This is a genomic window from Niabella aquatica (assembly GCF_054779315.1).
The window spans coordinates 181,457-195,929 of sequence record NZ_BAAGYM010000004.1 but is presented as its reverse complement, the minus strand read 5'-3'; the positions used below and the strand labels follow the sequence as shown (position 1 = coordinate 195,929).

Annotated in this window: 15 protein-coding genes; 10 read left to right on the top strand and 5 right to left on the bottom strand. The window is 39.5% G+C overall.

Annotated features, from left to right (window positions below; genetic code table 11):
- Nucleotides 1–89 precede the first annotated feature (89 nt).
- Genes ACYVBM_RS04725 through ACYVBM_RS04715 form a run of 3 tightly spaced genes read left to right on the top strand, consistent with a single transcriptional unit; the run spans nt 90 to nt 5,306 of the window.
- Nucleotides 90–656 carry a peroxiredoxin family protein gene (locus tag ACYVBM_RS04725; RefSeq protein ID WP_460684474.1) on the top strand — a complete coding sequence of 189 codons (567 nt, stop codon included), beginning with the start codon at nt 90–92 and terminating at the stop codon, nt 654–656.
- A gap of 16 nt (nt 657–672) precedes the next feature.
- A complete protein-coding gene (locus ACYVBM_RS04720; protein ID WP_460684473.1) occupies nt 673–3,906 on the top strand; it encodes a SusC/RagA family TonB-linked outer membrane protein in 3,234 nt (1,077 codons plus the stop codon).
- Between the two features lie 14 nt (nt 3,907–3,920).
- Nucleotides 3,921–5,306, top strand: coding sequence for a RagB/SusD family nutrient uptake outer membrane protein (locus ACYVBM_RS04715; RefSeq protein WP_460684472.1), 1,386 nt, complete (start codon nt 3,921–3,923; stop codon nt 5,304–5,306).
- A gap of 54 nt (nt 5,307–5,360) precedes the next feature.
- Here the strand turns inward: ACYVBM_RS04715 and ACYVBM_RS04710 are convergent, their stop codons facing one another.
- A complete protein-coding gene (locus ACYVBM_RS04710) occupies nt 5,361–5,780 on the bottom strand; it encodes a hypothetical protein (RefSeq protein ID WP_460684471.1) in 420 nt (139 codons plus the stop codon).
- Nucleotides 5,781–6,585: 805 nt separating this feature from the next.
- On the opposite strand from ACYVBM_RS04710, the gene ACYVBM_RS04705 reads away from it, so the two are divergent.
- The 4 genes from ACYVBM_RS04705 (at nt 6,586) to ACYVBM_RS04690 (ending at nt 9,621) form a co-directional block, all read left to right on the top strand.
- Nucleotides 6,586–7,164 carry an RNA polymerase sigma factor gene (locus ACYVBM_RS04705; protein WP_460684470.1) on the top strand — a complete coding sequence of 193 codons (579 nt, stop codon included), beginning with the start codon at nt 6,586–6,588 and terminating at the stop codon, nt 7,162–7,164.
- Nucleotides 7,157–8,389 (top strand): FecR domain-containing protein, encoded by a 1,233-nt coding sequence (locus tag ACYVBM_RS04700; protein ID WP_460684469.1) that lies wholly within the window; start codon nt 7,157–7,159, stop codon nt 8,387–8,389. The genes ACYVBM_RS04705 and ACYVBM_RS04700 overlap by 8 nt, the downstream gene beginning before the upstream one ends.
- Nucleotides 8,390–8,592: 203 nt before the next feature.
- Entirely contained in the window at nt 8,593–8,772 is a 180-nt protein-coding gene (locus ACYVBM_RS04695) for a hypothetical protein (RefSeq protein WP_460684468.1), read from the top strand.
- 231 nt (nt 8,773–9,003) lie between these two features.
- A complete protein-coding gene (locus tag ACYVBM_RS04690; RefSeq protein WP_460684467.1) occupies nt 9,004–9,621 on the top strand; it encodes a DedA family protein in 618 nt (205 codons plus the stop codon).
- Nucleotides 9,622–9,857: 236 nt separating this feature from the next.
- On the opposite strand, the gene ACYVBM_RS04685 is transcribed toward ACYVBM_RS04690, so the two are convergent.
- Nucleotides 9,858–10,052: a hypothetical protein gene (locus ACYVBM_RS04685; protein ID WP_008582820.1), complete on the bottom strand. Its 195-nt coding sequence runs from the start codon at nt 10,050–10,052 to the stop codon at nt 9,858–9,860.
- Nucleotides 10,053–10,146: 94 nt separating this feature from the next.
- On the opposite strand from ACYVBM_RS04685, the gene ACYVBM_RS04680 reads away from it, so the two are divergent.
- Entirely contained in the window at nt 10,147–10,395 is a 249-nt protein-coding gene (locus tag ACYVBM_RS04680; RefSeq protein ID WP_460684466.1) for a hypothetical protein, read from the top strand.
- A 9-nt stretch (nt 10,396–10,404) separates the two neighbouring features.
- Here the strand turns inward: ACYVBM_RS04680 and ACYVBM_RS04675 are convergent, their stop codons facing one another.
- Both ACYVBM_RS04675 and ACYVBM_RS04670 read right to left on the bottom strand, forming a co-directional pair.
- Nucleotides 10,405–10,704: a hypothetical protein gene (locus ACYVBM_RS04675; protein WP_460684465.1), complete on the bottom strand. Its 300-nt coding sequence runs from the start codon at nt 10,702–10,704 to the stop codon at nt 10,405–10,407.
- Between the two features lie 20 nt (nt 10,705–10,724).
- Nucleotides 10,725–11,795, bottom strand: coding sequence for a 3-oxoacyl-ACP synthase III family protein (locus ACYVBM_RS04670; protein WP_460684464.1), 1,071 nt, complete (start codon nt 11,793–11,795; stop codon nt 10,725–10,727).
- A 602-nt stretch (nt 11,796–12,397) separates the two neighbouring features.
- Between ACYVBM_RS04670 and ACYVBM_RS04665 the strand changes: the two genes are divergently transcribed.
- Both ACYVBM_RS04665 and ACYVBM_RS04660 read left to right on the top strand, forming a co-directional pair.
- Nucleotides 12,398–12,598: a hypothetical protein gene (locus ACYVBM_RS04665; protein ID WP_460684463.1), complete on the top strand. Its 201-nt coding sequence runs from the start codon at nt 12,398–12,400 to the stop codon at nt 12,596–12,598.
- 255 nt (nt 12,599–12,853) lie between these two features.
- On the top strand, nt 12,854–13,123 hold the full coding sequence (locus ACYVBM_RS04660) for an RNA recognition motif domain-containing protein (RefSeq protein WP_460684462.1): 270 nt from the start codon (nt 12,854–12,856) through the stop codon (nt 13,121–13,123).
- A 119-nt stretch (nt 13,124–13,242) separates the two neighbouring features.
- On the opposite strand, the gene ACYVBM_RS04655 is transcribed toward ACYVBM_RS04660, so the two are convergent.
- A complete protein-coding gene (locus ACYVBM_RS04655; RefSeq protein WP_460684461.1) occupies nt 13,243–14,220 on the bottom strand; it encodes a fatty acid desaturase family protein in 978 nt (325 codons plus the stop codon).
- Nucleotides 14,221–14,473: the final 253 nt, after the last annotated feature.

Below are 14,473 nucleotides of genomic sequence, written 5' to 3'. Positions count from 1 at the left end.
GCGGCGGTGCAGTCGTTCTCATGGGCTGTACCCGCCTGTCCCGGCATTTTTATTATCTACTTATTACTTCATCTTTAACTGTATGTGATATGAAAATTTTAACGCTGCTGGGCGTGATGGCATTCCTATGTGTAAATACAAATGCACAGCAACAGAATATAAGGCCGCTTTCTATTAACGAAAGGTTGCCCAATCTTACCATTCACAATCTTCTTAATTATACAAATACTACTACTACAATTGACAACTTACAATACCAAAACACTAAGATGATCCTATTGGATTTTTGGTTTACTCATTGCATACCCTGCATCAAACAAATACCTAAGCTGGATTCGCTGCAAAGAGAGTTTAAAGACCAATTGCAAATACTAATGGTAACTTTTGAACCTGATTCGCTGGTAGCTCCTTTTATTGCAAAATGGGAACAGCAACACAAAAGAAAGTTAAGCATACCAATTGTTACCGCCGATAAACAGCTACAAGCTTATTTCAACCAAGCCAGCCGCCCAAATTATGCCTGGATAGCTACCGATAGAGTAAATATGGGTTATGTATCCACAACCTTTATTGCTGCCCCTATTATTGAGCAGGTATTAAAAAAAATGCAGGAGGAAGTACATCTGCGTGGATACCTGCGCCGCAAACTTAAATAACCCTAAAATTTCGCTTATGTCAAATAAAATTATACCCTTTTTAATATGCCTTGCAGTTTCGGTTACCACTTTGGCGCAGCAACGATTTACGGTTAATGGTACAGTTACTAATGCGAGTACCGGTGAGGCCCTGGTACGAGCCACTATTAAAAGTGTAAGCAGCGGCAGGTTTACTCTTTCGGCACAGGGAGGTAGCTACCTTATACAATTACCAGTTTTACCCGATACATTAATAGTGTCTTACACCGGTTTCACTTCTCAAAAATTTGCTGTTAGCCAAACAGGTATCTTTAATATTCAAATGTCTCCCGATGACACCGAGTTAGAAGGCGTTACCATCAACACCGGTTACCAACGGCTAAAGCCTAACGAAGTAAATGGCTCTTTCACAGTTATTGACAATAAAACCCTTAATGAGCAAACCGGTACAAATATACTGGAGCGTTTAAAGGGTGTAACTAATAGTCTCATTTTTAATACAGGTAAAAGTAATAGCGCTGGCAACGAAGAAAATACGATTTCTATACGGGGCCTGAGCACCATTAACGGCCCCCTGGCTCCACTTATCATTGTAGATAATTTTCCTTACGATGGAAATATTGAAAACATCAACCCTAATGATGTGGAAAATATTACTATTCTAAAAGATGCAGCGGCAGCAAGCATTTGGGGCGCCCGTGCTGGTAATGGAGTTATAGTCATAACTACAAAAGCAGGAAAGTTGAATAAAAGGCTAAGTCTTGATATGAATTCAAGTGTTTTAATTACCAATATACCCGATCTCTTTTATCAGCCGCAGGTATCAGTTTCAGACCACCTTATAATGGAAGAGTTTCTATTTAACAAAGGGTATTTTGATCAAACTATTAATGACACGCGAACCCGCCCACCATTAACCCCGGCAATAGAGCTGCTGCTACAACGCCGTGTGGGACTTATCAGTGCCGAAGATTCAGCAGCAGGTATGCGAAAACTAAGCTCCATCGACACACGTAAAGAATACACAGGGCATTTTTTAAGACGAGGACTAACTCAACAGCATTCGCTAAGCCTGAGCGGTGGTAGCCAAAACTATTCATGGTTATTAGCAGGCAACTATAACAACGTAGTAAGTAACAATAAAGCTGTATCTGATAAAGTAAACCTTCATTTGCATAACCAAATAAAACCTGTAAAAAACCTTACGATCAATTTGAATGCCTATTATACGAATAGCCAATCCAAAAGCGGAACGCCATCTTTTGTCATCGTATCTGAAATCAGTGGAAGAGATGTACCCTACCTGACTTATGAAGACGAAAACGGCAATCCTGTACCACTTGACCTATATCGAAGAGGATATATAGATACTGCAGGTGGCGGCAGGTTGCTGGATTGGAATTATTATCCTTTAAATGATTATAAGCATCAATATACAAGTGCGGAAAGACAGGATATACTGGTGAGAGCGGCAGCAGACTATAAAATCACAAATGCCTTAAGCGCCAGTGTACAATATCAATACCAGAAGCAGTGGGGCAATAGTACTTCCTACTCTGACATGGAAAGCTATTATACACGTGACTTGATCAACAAATTTACAGTGTTACCAGCCAGTATCACACAGCCAGCCACTTATCCTATACCTTTAGGAGATATTATAAATAGATCTTTTTCCTCTTTCACCTCCACCAACTTGCGTGGGCAACTCAACTTTTCAAAAACCTGGATGAAACACAGTGTTACAGCCCTGGCCGGCGGTGAGTTAAGGGAGGCCCTTAATGGCGGTTCGGAAGGCTTTACCGTTTTTGGTTATCAGGAAGACCCCTTATCTTACTCTTCGGTAGACGGGACACGGATTTATAAAACATATATAACAGGAAATATGGAGTATCTGCCGGGAGGAGGAGGCAGTATAGGTTCATACCAGGTCACAAGGTTTGTAAGCGCATACGCTAATGCCTCCTACAGCTTCGAGAAAAAGTATAGTATCAATGGTAGCTTTCGTAAAGATGCCTCCAATGTATTCGGGCTTTCAACAAACGACAAATGGAACCCCTTATGGTCAACTGGTATTGGCTGGCTTATATCTTCTGAAAATTTCTATCATTACTCAGGCATTCCATTTTTAAAATTGAGGCTCACCTATGGGTATAGCGGTAATGTGGACACAAGGCGTACACCTCTACCGGTTAGCAGCGCTGGCACGAATAGCGTTACACGCTTTCCTGTTCAAACTATCAGCACGCTCAATAATCCTTCTCTAAGATGGGAAAAATCCAGGCAGATCAACCTGGGCATAGACTTTGAAGACCACAACAAAACCGTGTTAGGCACTATTGAATATTATCATAAAAAAGGGATCGATCTTTATGGTGAAACCCCTTATGATTATACAAGCTGGGGACGAGACCAGTTTATAGTGGCTAATATCGCAAACATGGAAGGAAAAGGAATAGACCTTTCAATAAACACAGTAAATATAAATCGGGCTTTAAGATGGAGCAGCGGGTTTATTTATAATTATAATACCAATAAAACCACAGCCTATCATATTGAAAAGGCCCAAGACTTTTATAGCCTTAACAGCGGAAATAGCATTTACCCGGTAATTGGCAGGCCTCTTTATGCTATAACAGCATATCGTTGGGGTGGCTTAGACACTAAAGGCGATCCCCAGGGCTACCTGCATGGCCAGCTAAGTACGGATTACGCAGCTATTGCACGTAGTGTTAGCGACAGTGGTTTAACTGCCGGCAATATTGTTTTCTTTGGGTCTGCAACACCAATACATTTTGGTTCTCTTATTAACCGGCTGGAATGGAAAGGCTTTAGTTGTTCCTTTAACCTTATTTACAAGGCTGGTTATTATTTTAGAAAAAGTTCTTATACTTCTTCAAGCGTTATAAACGGTAGCATTGCACATGCCGATTATTACAAACGCTGGCAACAACCGGGAGATGAATATACAACCAATATACCAGCTACTGTTTATACTGATTACCCACAATATAGAGACAGAGATATTTTTTATAACAATTCTGAGGTAAATGTGGTAAAAGGGGATCAGGTAAGGCTACATTATATCAACATTGCTTACAGTTATAGATCAGGAGCCCAAAACAAATTATTCTCAAGCCTGCAGTTGTATGCCAACGCAAGCAATCTGGGTATCATATGGCGGGCAAACCGTTCAGGAGTCGATCCTGATTCACCTACAGGGACACCAGCTCCCAAACAATTCACAGTAGGCATTCGTACCAATTTTTAACCAAAACCATATCAATGAAAAAGCAAACATATCTTTTATACAGTGCTCTCTTAACGATTTTGATAGCAGCGATCTCCTGCGCTAAATATCTGGATAAAAAACCAAGTAATGCAATCACAACCCCAAGTACACTTTCCGATTTACAGGCATTGCTTGATAATGCAAACAGAGTTATGAATACCAATATAGGCCCTGTTACAGGAGAAGCTTCATCTGACGATTATTTTTTACCTGCTAATTTTTTTACCAGTATCAACGAATGGGGCAGGCACATTTATAAAAGGGCGCCTTACGAGCTGCAATATGCTAACGATTGGTCAATGGCTTATACCCCTATATATAATGCCAACTACTGCCTTGAGATGTTGCAGAAAATCGAAAAAACGAAGGATAATACGGTACAATGGGATAATGTATATGGCAGCGCATTATTCTTCAGATCATTTTTCTTTCAACAATTGGCATGGATATATGCAAAAGCCTATGATGAATCATCATCTGAAAAGGACTTGGGTATTGTATTAAGGCTTACCTCAGATTTCAATGTACCATCAAAAAGAGCAACAGTAACTGAAACCTATAACCAAATCATAAATGATACAAAGTTAGCTGGTGGTTATTTATCTCCTTTACCAGACCATCCATATCGACCTTCAAAAGCAGCCGTCTATGGCTTACTTGCCCGAACTTATTTATCAATGCGCTTATATGATAGCGCCTACCGATACGCTGGTCTTTGCCTTGATATAAAAAGCGACCTGATGGATTACAATGGAGATAGTGATGTTGGTAATTTAACAGCCAACTATCCCTTCAAGCGTTTTAACAAAGAAACTATCTTTTATGTGGAAATGACTACTGGAGGTGCGTTCCCTCTAATATTACCTTTAAGAGCAAAGGTGGATACCGTACTATACGACATTTATGAAGCCAATGACCTTAGAAGAACTGCTTTTTTTGCAGTAAGTGGAGGTTACCCTAATTTCAAAGGTAGTTACGCTCAGAGCACAAGCAACTTTTCAGGATTAGCAACTGATGAAATATGGCTGATATTCGCAGAGTGCCTGGCTCGCCGGGGGTATAGCGGATTAGAAGCCGCAACGTCAAATCTCAACCATTTATTAAAACATCGATATAATAAAGATAGCTTCGTATCGCTTGCTTACAATGATATAGGTGATTTGCTAAACAGAATTCTAAGTGAGCGCAGAAAAGAGTTACTTTTTAGGGGGATCAGGTGGAGCGATATTAAAAGGCTTAATAAAGAAGGGCAAAATATTATACTCACCAGAGTTTTTGAAGGCAATACTTATACATTACTGCCAAACGCTAACTATTACGCTTTACCCATACCTCATACACTTGTTGAAGATTTTGGATTAGAGCAAAATCCCATATAATTACTAAAAAAGCGGTTTTGTTAAACCGCTTTTTTAACATACAGAGGATGGATGTCACTCCTGAACATTACTAATGTCTCCAGTGAAAGAAGGTGTGCCAGTAATATTTTCCTTAACATCTGAGACATAATAATTATTGGCAGTAAGCGCACTTTCATCCGCCTCAATAATAACCTGGCTGGAAGGTTCTGTACCATTTAAGTAAAGTCCTTGATTATTTTCATCCACTTCAATGGAAAACGAACACGGAATATCATCTGCTGTTTGTGCACAAGCCTGCTCATTGTCTACAAGAGTCCAGTTGCTATGCATCGTAACATTAGTTTCATCGTAAGCTTCCCCATCGTATTTGAAAGTCAACGTGACTGTTTCTGCTACTTTAGAACTTTTCAAAGGCTTAAAGGCAAATGCAACGGAAATAAGAAATGCCAGCGCTGATACAGGTAATACTATTGTTAAGATTTTTGTTCTCATTTTTGTATATTTAAAGTGAACTGAATATGGATTAGGTAAAATATTGTGATTGTTTTACCACTTTGGTTTAGGGGTATGTTGCAACAGGCCGCAGCATACCCTTTCTTCGTTCAAAAGCCGCCCGGCCATAGTAGATCTTACTTGGCTGGTAATGCAGGCAATAGCATTTATGTAGTGAATATTGATTCATATTTTAATTTCTGTTCCTGTTTGGCTAAATAATGTTTTGTGTCAAATGGCCACCAGCTCCAGCTTGTAAGGTGATAGCCACCACAAAAAGAACAATGGTAGATCCTTTTTCCTGCGGGTTTCAGACTTCCTTGATCCGTTTACCGGTTTCATCTTTCCTATGAGAGGCATGTTTTAACTTACAAAGGGCATTAATTGCTTCTGGTTCTACTGAGATGAACTATTTTCCCGGTTTCACAACAACGGCTTGCTATTTGTTTAATCGTGCCGTTATCAAAAAGAAAATTCATAATATTTATTTTCAGGATCTCTTAAATAGTTAAACAGCATTTATAATTTTATTATTCATACCTATTCTGACATTTTTCACCCACTATCCTTCAAAATATTTTTTTGATGATTTTTATTTTATAAAAAGTATAAAATAACCAGAAGTAATGCTTAAATTAGTATTGCCAAATCATTTAATTAAGCAACCCTTCTACTATATATACGTAAAAAAGAGGGTATACGGGTGAATCAAAATCTGACTTTTTTTAAACCTTTCTTTCGCCCAAATACCTTCTACTGAACCAGTAATTTGCTCTGCGGATTACTACATGAAAAAGGAGGTAGTATGCTATTTGATCACCTGGCATCCGGTTCGGAAACAGCGTTTGCCGAAATTATTGCAACCTACTACAATAGATTGTATACATGTGTTATTCACTATGTACGAAATCCGTGCAATGCGGAGGAAATCCTGCAAGACACTTTTTTAACACTTTGGGAGCACAGGTATTCAATGGACAAGATACTTTATCCTGAAGGCTGGTTAATCCTTACTGGTATTCGCAAAGCCATCGATCATTTACGAAATGAAAAAAGGAATCCTTTAATAGCAGCTTTGCCGGATGAGGATGACAGAATACCAGCTCCGGAAAGCCTGATAGATATACTTTCAAACAAAGAGACCCTCCGGCATATCAATAATGCTTTGCAGCAACTATCTCCTATGCGAAAAAAAGTAATGGAGCTGTTTATACATGCGGGTATGTCACGCAAGGAAATCGGGACAGAATTAGGCATAAAAGACGAAACTGTAAAGAGCCACCTGGCCGCGGCCCGGAACTATATTGCCGGCTATCTGAAGAAAAGGGGGCAACTTCCCATTGCACTCATTTTATGGACCCTAAAAATCTTCAATAATGAATGATAGTACACTTGTGATAAAATCATTGATAAAAAAACATTTGGATGGGAGCGCTACAGAACAGGAAAAAGCTGCATTCATCCAGTTATGGAATCTATACAATGACGAAGAGCTGGCACAGCTAATAGAGGAAGTAAATGCAGAAATACCATTACCGCCAGCAGAGAATCTGCCAAAGGTGAATGCAGCTGCCTTAGCCCACAAAATTGTGACAATAGCAACTGCCCGAAAAGCGGCACAAAGAAAACAAACTTTGGTAAAATATGCTGTACCTATTGCTGCCAGCGTATTGCTTGCAGTTGGGTTGTGGATGAACAAAGTGCTTTCAGAAAGGCAACAATATAAAGTAATATGCGGTGCTTCAATAGAAGCCGGTGACATAAATACCACGGAATTTAATTGCACTATTAAAGATGGCGAAAAGAACTACCTGGTGGATAGCAATACAAGCCTGCAGTTGCAATATAGCGGTCTAAGGGTAATACAACGGCCAGGAAAGATTGTTTATCAACAACATAATGGCACCGATGACACAACTCGTTTCCAAGGGCACGAAATTAGCACAGCTCCGGAGCAACAATACCTGGTGGTGTTACCTGGCAATACCGTTTTGCGACTAAATGCCCAAACCAAGTTGAAAATAACACCTGACTCATTAACAGGCACCTTAACAGCATCCCTGATCCAGGGAGAAGTATTTGCCGAAAGCCAGGGGGCGTTAACAATGGCCGGACCTAATGTCAATATCACCAGCCAGGGCGGCAGTTTTGACCTGCGGGCCATAGAAGGCGGCAGTTTGATTGCTGTATCAAAAGGCCGCCTGGAAGCCAGTTTTCCTTCAGGTAACTCCGAAACTTTGAACTTTAGCGATTGGTCCGCCTTTGTCAAAATAAAAGACAAAGAGATAATTAAGGATAGTATTATGACCCAAAGGTGTGGGGATATCGAAGGTCTTACTGTTTGGAAAAATACAGAACGGGTGTATGAAAACGTGCCTCTGGCAGCTTTTGTAGACCAGATGCAGTATTGGTATGGGATTCGGTTTACAGATCTGAAATGCCTGGATAAAGAAAAGAGAGTAACTACACGCTTATGCTACAAAGCTACCCGGGAGGATTTTTTTGCTGTATTGCGGCATAATGGTTTTAAAGTGTATACTACCAGCAGTGGTTATACGTTCTGTAATCCGGAGCGAGAAAAAAAAGAGCAAATAGTGGCAAGACAATAATTGGTAAAAAACAAATTAGACGAGATTGCATTTTAAGTTTCTAAAATATCTCTTTATTAAATACCATTGATGCCAGAAGCTATCGCCAGGAATATCCAAAGCGCCAGATACCGGTCTAAAAAGGACACTGTATCATAAAGTGTGTAAGTTAAAATCGAGTCTTAACAGATTCGATTTTTTAACTTTAAACACAATATGAACAAATGAAAGCAGAAGATTTCTTATCCGATGACTTTTTGAAGCAGTTCAAAACAGGTGAACAGCTCAATGAGTTCTTAGCCAGTATCCAGAACAGGAAGTTTTCAGGCTGCCTCAAAAGTCCTATTGCTCGGCAAGGTATGATGCAGATTTTGAGGTTGGATATGCACAGCTGGAAATCGTGAGGCAGAAAGTGAGTCGGGCGATACAGGAATTAAAAGAGATTGGCTCTCTTATATTTAAAGAGGCAGGTCGCTTTCCGCGGCTAAATATAGTTTAAAATGGATTTTGATTTTACGATTATTGCGCCCTTATATCGTGCTGTTACAGTCAAATTTTGCCGTAAACAAAAATTTGTTTTATCCAAAAGAGAATTTTAAGTAGCTTTTCAAAGCAGTTTGTTTAACTAAAATCAAATGTTTAATCCCGAGGCACTAATTCAATATGGCGGGTTACTACTTGTTTGCCTGGCAATTTATGGGCAGGTAGGCCTTTTTTTCTGTTTCTTTCTTCCAAGTGGAGGGCTGCTTTTTATGGCAGGCGTATTGATTGCTACCAATGTGCTGGACCATAGCTTTTTTACGCTGTGCAGCTTAGGAATTTTAGCTTCGCTAATGGGAAATATTACGGGTTATATTGTCGGTTATAAGACAGGGACTGTTTTATATCGCAGGGAAGATTCAGCTTTTTTTAAAAAGCAGTATTTAACAAAAGCGAAAAACTTTTATAAAAGATATGGCGGCATGGCATTGATTGTTGGTGCATTTCTTCCTTTCATTCGCACTTTCACTCCTATTGTTGCGGGCATCATTCAACAAAAATTCAGCCGTTTTTTGTTATTTGCCTTTATTGGTTCTGTAGGATGGATACTTTGTTTTTCAATTGCCGGTTATGTAATAGGAACCATGCCCTTTTTACGCCCTTACCTTAATTATGTAGTGATGGCAATTATTGTGCTGGTTACGGTCCCTGTTGTAATTAAAATTATACGAAGATTCAAAAAGGAAAAACAATCTCCTGATGCAGGTATTTAATCTTCTTTTTGTAAAGGGAACCATATTGAAGCAACTCCATCTGATATCTTCCAACTTTATACCTGATTTCCTTTTTTGAGTCCAGGTAATCCGGCAATATATTTTTTTTGTTGTAGTATGTTATTAATAGCGTATCTTCAGCAACGCAATAGCACATAAAGTAATTTAAATTTTCTACGGTTCTTATTTCTCTGACTTTTTGTATTCCTGTCTCTTTCCGTTTTCATTCACGCAGTTTAACCAAAATCAATCATAAATAACGGTTGGGTTTCAATAGGGAAGCCTGATAACAGAATTGGGGGAGTTGGGTATTTCTTCAGTCCTCCGAGTGTTTTGATCACTATTTGAATTTGATACCATGTATTTTTAAAAGACAGCACCGGGCTCACATGCAGTTTAGCTGGATGAATGAAGCCCATATTATCAGGCATAATCGTTGAACAATAATTATGCACTTATAGACCATTGATAATTATAAACAAACCTGTTACGTCACAAACCTTCCCGATAAATATATTTACTTATATGACATCCGAACAAATAGGCAGCGCCATACAAAAACAAAACCGACCCGTATTCGAGATCTGGTTTAAAAGTCGTTCTTCAATTAAAGGGCTATTTATACAAACAACAGACTATAATGAATTAAAGCTGAAAAATTTTTGGCGGATTGTAGATGAAAGCAGGATTGCTGAATATGACAAGACCGGAAATAAAGATCTGGCCCGTGTTTTTTATGGAGATGGATTTACAAAGCTGGAGATTACCGGCTGATGGCGCCTTCTAAAGGCTACCGGCTTTTCTTTTAAACTCCAACAGGCAATACGCAATATGTTCGGTAAGCGATTGCTGTAACTGTAATATGTCGTTTCGTTTATAAGTGCGCATCAAATCTTTGGCCTCCAGGCCCAATTGGTATTGCAACTGCTGTTCGTACCTGCTGTGCAACTGCTGGAATACATTTTCATCCCTCTGCCGATCTAATTTTTTTATCCGTTCTGTAAAATCATGATATAGTTCTTCAAACAGTTTATTGGCCGCTTTCCGGAAAGCGGTTACTATATAAATGGAATCATGTTCCATACTTTTTCTTTTAAAAGTGATCAGACCCTGTAACAAACCGCATTGATGTTCATTCCCGCACCTACAGAGGCAAAAAGAATGATATCATCTTTTGAAATTTCATGGCCTGTTATTTTATTATTTCGTACTAAATGATACAATGTGGGAATAGTAGCTACTGAGCTATTCCCCAGCCACTGTATACTCATAGGCATTACATTTGGCGGAGGAGTGGTTCCATACAGCCCGTACAATCTTTTTACAATTTCTTCATCCATTTTTTCATTGGCCTGGTGGATCAGAATTTTGCTAACCTCGTTGATAGAAATGCCGCTTTTATCAAGGCATTCCTTCATGGCAAGCGGCACATGCTTTAACGCATACTCGTATACTTTTCGCCCCTTCATTTTAATATACATTGTATCACAGCCATTCTGCCTGTAGCTGCCGGCCATGTTGATGTAATCCACCTCTTCTCTGCTGTGGGTCTGCGCACTGCAACCCAGCACTCCCGCATTGCTGCCGGCTGCCGGTTTGTATTCCATTACAACAGCTCCTGCTCCATCAGAAAAAATCATGCTATCCCGGTCGGCGGGATCAATGACACGGGACAACGTTTCTGCACCTATCAGCAATACTTTTTGTGCCATCCCCGCGGTAAACCAGGCATGGGATTGAATAACCGCATGTAGCCATCCCGGACAACCTACCAATACATCATAGGCTATGCACTCCGGCCTGTTAATGCCTAGTATGTGCTTTACTTTACAGGCCAGGGAAGGTACATTTCGGGATTGGATAGTAGCCTGGGAAATATCTCCAAAATTATGTGCCACTACAATTTGGTCCAACGTCTCCGGATCTATACCACTGGATTCTATTGCCTGCCAGCCAGCCGCCACCGCCATATCGGAAGTATGAATGTATGAGGAGGCATAGCGTCTTTCACAAATTCCGGTAATATTTTTAAATTTCTGAATAATGGTATCAGCTGCATCACGGATAGGTGTTCCTGTCGGTTCAAAAAAAGCGTGCTGTAGGAAATCAGTATTTAAACGCTTTTCATTGGGTATATAGGCTCCCGAGCCGGTAATGATTGAAGTATACTTCATGAATGATTGTTTTAAGTAAAGGCATATACAAGTTCTATTTACTATGTGGTTGCCTTACTAAAACAGTAGAAACAATCAATTAAGTAATTTAAATCAATTAAAGATACCAAGATATCTGTAATGTTCCTATAGATGTTAACAAAAATGTATGCCCGGATAGATTATAAATTGGACACAGCGTTCGTTTATAAATTCTAATGACCCGGAAGATATTTTATACCAATTCCACTACCGCATTAACATTAAGTATAACCATACATGTTGTAATGACGGCTATCATCTTATTCATCATTTCTGGCCTGGTATGCTATACAGATATGCCACGTGAATTTTGAAAAGAAAGGATGAATTTGCTCGTTACGTCGTATTGCCTGGAGGAAGAATACACCATATAAAGTATTATTTGTTAGTACTGCTGATAAAGCGTATCTTTAGCTTACTACAGATATAGCAAAGCATTTTCTGGGTCAATTTATTCCAACCTCTTCTCCGCCCCAAAAAATATTTTCCTTTTCTATAGTATTATATAAGAAGGGCGTTCTGCTTACGAAAAGCACTTTTAATATTAATAAAGTATTTTTTTAATTTTTAATTTACCTCATATGCTGAAGATCCTGGGCGCTGATAAGGAAATCATATCGGCCAATATCCGGTTTACCGGGGACGCCATTGCGTTGTTAAATAATTATGCGAGAAACGGAAATACTATGCATTTAGACGATTGGGACTGGTATAAAGAGCTAAGAAGCGGAGCGCTCTGTTACATCGTTACTGACATTAAAAAAGCAATCATACCGGTTTAAAGCGGCGTACTGATTTATTATTTGCAGGTATTCTATGAACTCAGGCGGATTCTTTCCAGAAAATGTAAAGACAAGAAAAAAAATCTGTTCTTTGTAAATAAAGCCTTACCTTTATACAGACAGGCATAAATACTCCGTCATTTCAAGGCAGGACCAGTTACAATATCTACTACATAATATTAGCATTTATTTTTTCTCTTTCTTCTTTTTTGCTGCTTGCATTTAGCCTCTATTTTTAATAAAAAAATTATTACAATGAACATGTATGTTTCAAATTTGGGGTTTCATGCCTCTGATGATGATTTGCGCGAACTTTTTAGCTCCTTCGGGCAGGTATCCTCTGCAAAAGTAATTATGGACAGAACTACTGGCAAGAGCCGCGGGTTCGGTTTCGTAGAAATGGGTTCGGTTTCGGATGCTAATCTTGCAATGGAGACGCTGGATGGCAAGGATGTCGATGGCAGAAGAATTGCTGTTTCTGCAGCAAAAGAAAGGGAAGACCGTTCTGATAAAAGAAGATGGTAAATAAAACAGCAGATAGTGGAAGGGGCCGTGAGGCCCCTTTTTCATTTATTGTACATTATAGCAGCAATAACAATAACAGCCGTACATGCGGATTGCTTAGTATTTTTATCTTACCAGCTTTACTTCAATTGCTTCAAGTCCTTTAGCGCGCTAGGCATCGCGCCTAATTTGCGTAACATCATGCCATGGCTCTTTACGGCGGAAAAAAATGTGGAGTAGCTGTAATAGGGTATACCAAACTCCTCGGTGGTTTTCTTTACAATCGGCGCTATACGCTTATAATGCACATGGGAAATATGCGGGAACAGATGATGCTCAATCTGGAAATTAAGACCGCCGATCAGCCACGAGAATAATTTGCTTCGGGGAGCAAAATTGCAGGTTGTAGCCAATTGATGTACCAGCCGCTCATGTTCCAGCTGGCCGGCACTATCCGGCAAAGGGTAAGAAGTATCCGGCATTACATGGGCCGCCTGGAATACAATGGATATACAAAAGCCCGTTACAAAATGCATCATTAAAAAAGCCAGGATCACCAGCCACGGAGCAAAGGAAGTCAACAACAGCGGTAATACCAGTACATAGGAATAATACACCAGCTTCCAGAAAATAATTCGTAAGAGGAGGCGGCGGTACCCGGCTTTTTCTTTGATCAAACCCATCTTCCTGTAACGGTTAAGCCTGATAAAATCTTTGGAAGTGATCCAGGATATGGTAGACAAGCCATAGAATAACCAGACATAATAGTGTTGGAAAGAATGCAGGCGGTTCTTTTTGGCATGAGGTGAAAAGCGCAGAAAAAAGGGAGCATTAATATCATCGTCGTGCTCATCAATATTAGTAAAGCTGTGGTGTAATACATTGTGCTGTAATTTCCATACTTCATCGCTGGCTCCAATGAGGTTCATGGTGTACCCCATCCATTTATTCAGATTCTTGCTTTTGGAGTACGAACCATGCAATGCATCGTGCATGATACCCATCCCTATACCTGCCATTCCAAACCCGCTAAGTATAAATAAGGCGAACAAATGCCAGGTGTGGGTAACACCGCCAAAGCAAATAATACCCAGGGGAACAAAGTAAAGCAACAACATAAAAGCGGTCTTTAATATCATAGCCCGGTTACCGAACCTGCTTTTACCGTTAACCTTAAGATAGGCTGCAACACGGTTCTTTAATATAGTAGAAAAATCAGCCGCTTCTGATTTTTTGAATGATAGCTTTTTTATAAAAGAAGATTTAATAAATAATATAAGTCCTTCCAGGGTATATAATTACCCATGTTTTCTAATCAAGTAGTAACTTATTACAAGAAAGGAAGTATCGGGAGAAGACCTGCTTTAAAGC

What these genes read in the sequence shown, in the direction of transcription:
- ACYVBM_RS04660 (WP_460684462.1), top strand. Translation starts at nt 12,854, where the DNA reads ATGAACATGTATGTTTCAAATTTGGGGTTTCATGCCTCTGATGATGAT.
- ACYVBM_RS04705 (WP_460684470.1), top strand. Translation starts at nt 6,586, where the DNA reads ATGCTATTTGATCACCTGGCATCCGGTTCGGAAACAGCGTTTGCCGAA.
- ACYVBM_RS04690 (WP_460684467.1), top strand. Translation starts at nt 9,004, where the DNA reads ATGTTTAATCCCGAGGCACTAATTCAATATGGCGGGTTACTACTTGTT.
- ACYVBM_RS04710 (WP_460684471.1), bottom strand. Translation starts at nt 5,780, where the DNA reads ATGAGAACAAAAATCTTAACAATAGTATTACCTGTATCAGCGCTGGCA.
- ACYVBM_RS04680 (WP_460684466.1), top strand. Translation starts at nt 10,147, where the DNA reads ATGACATCCGAACAAATAGGCAGCGCCATACAAAAACAAAACCGACCC.
- ACYVBM_RS04665 (WP_460684463.1), top strand. Translation starts at nt 12,398, where the DNA reads ATGCTGAAGATCCTGGGCGCTGATAAGGAAATCATATCGGCCAATATC.
- ACYVBM_RS04720 (WP_460684473.1), top strand. Translation starts at nt 673, where the DNA reads ATGTCAAATAAAATTATACCCTTTTTAATATGCCTTGCAGTTTCGGTT.
- ACYVBM_RS04725 (WP_460684474.1), top strand. Translation starts at nt 90, where the DNA reads ATGAAAATTTTAACGCTGCTGGGCGTGATGGCATTCCTATGTGTAAAT.
- ACYVBM_RS04675 (WP_460684465.1), bottom strand. Translation starts at nt 10,704, where the DNA reads ATGGAACATGATTCCATTTATATAGTAACCGCTTTCCGGAAAGCGGCC.
- ACYVBM_RS04685 (WP_008582820.1), bottom strand. Translation starts at nt 10,052, where the DNA reads ATGCCTGATAATATGGGCTTCATTCATCCAGCTAAACTGCATGTGAGC.
- ACYVBM_RS04715 (WP_460684472.1), top strand. Translation starts at nt 3,921, where the DNA reads ATGAAAAAGCAAACATATCTTTTATACAGTGCTCTCTTAACGATTTTG.
- ACYVBM_RS04670 (WP_460684464.1), bottom strand. Translation starts at nt 11,795, where the DNA reads ATGAAGTATACTTCAATCATTACCGGCTCGGGAGCCTATATACCCAAT.
- ACYVBM_RS04655 (WP_460684461.1), bottom strand. Translation starts at nt 14,220, where the DNA reads ATGTTGTTGCTTTACTTTGTTCCCCTGGGTATTATTTGCTTTGGCGGT.
- ACYVBM_RS04695 (WP_460684468.1), top strand. Translation starts at nt 8,593, where the DNA reads ATGAAAGCAGAAGATTTCTTATCCGATGACTTTTTGAAGCAGTTCAAA.
- ACYVBM_RS04700 (WP_460684469.1), top strand. Translation starts at nt 7,157, where the DNA reads ATGAATGATAGTACACTTGTGATAAAATCATTGATAAAAAAACATTTG.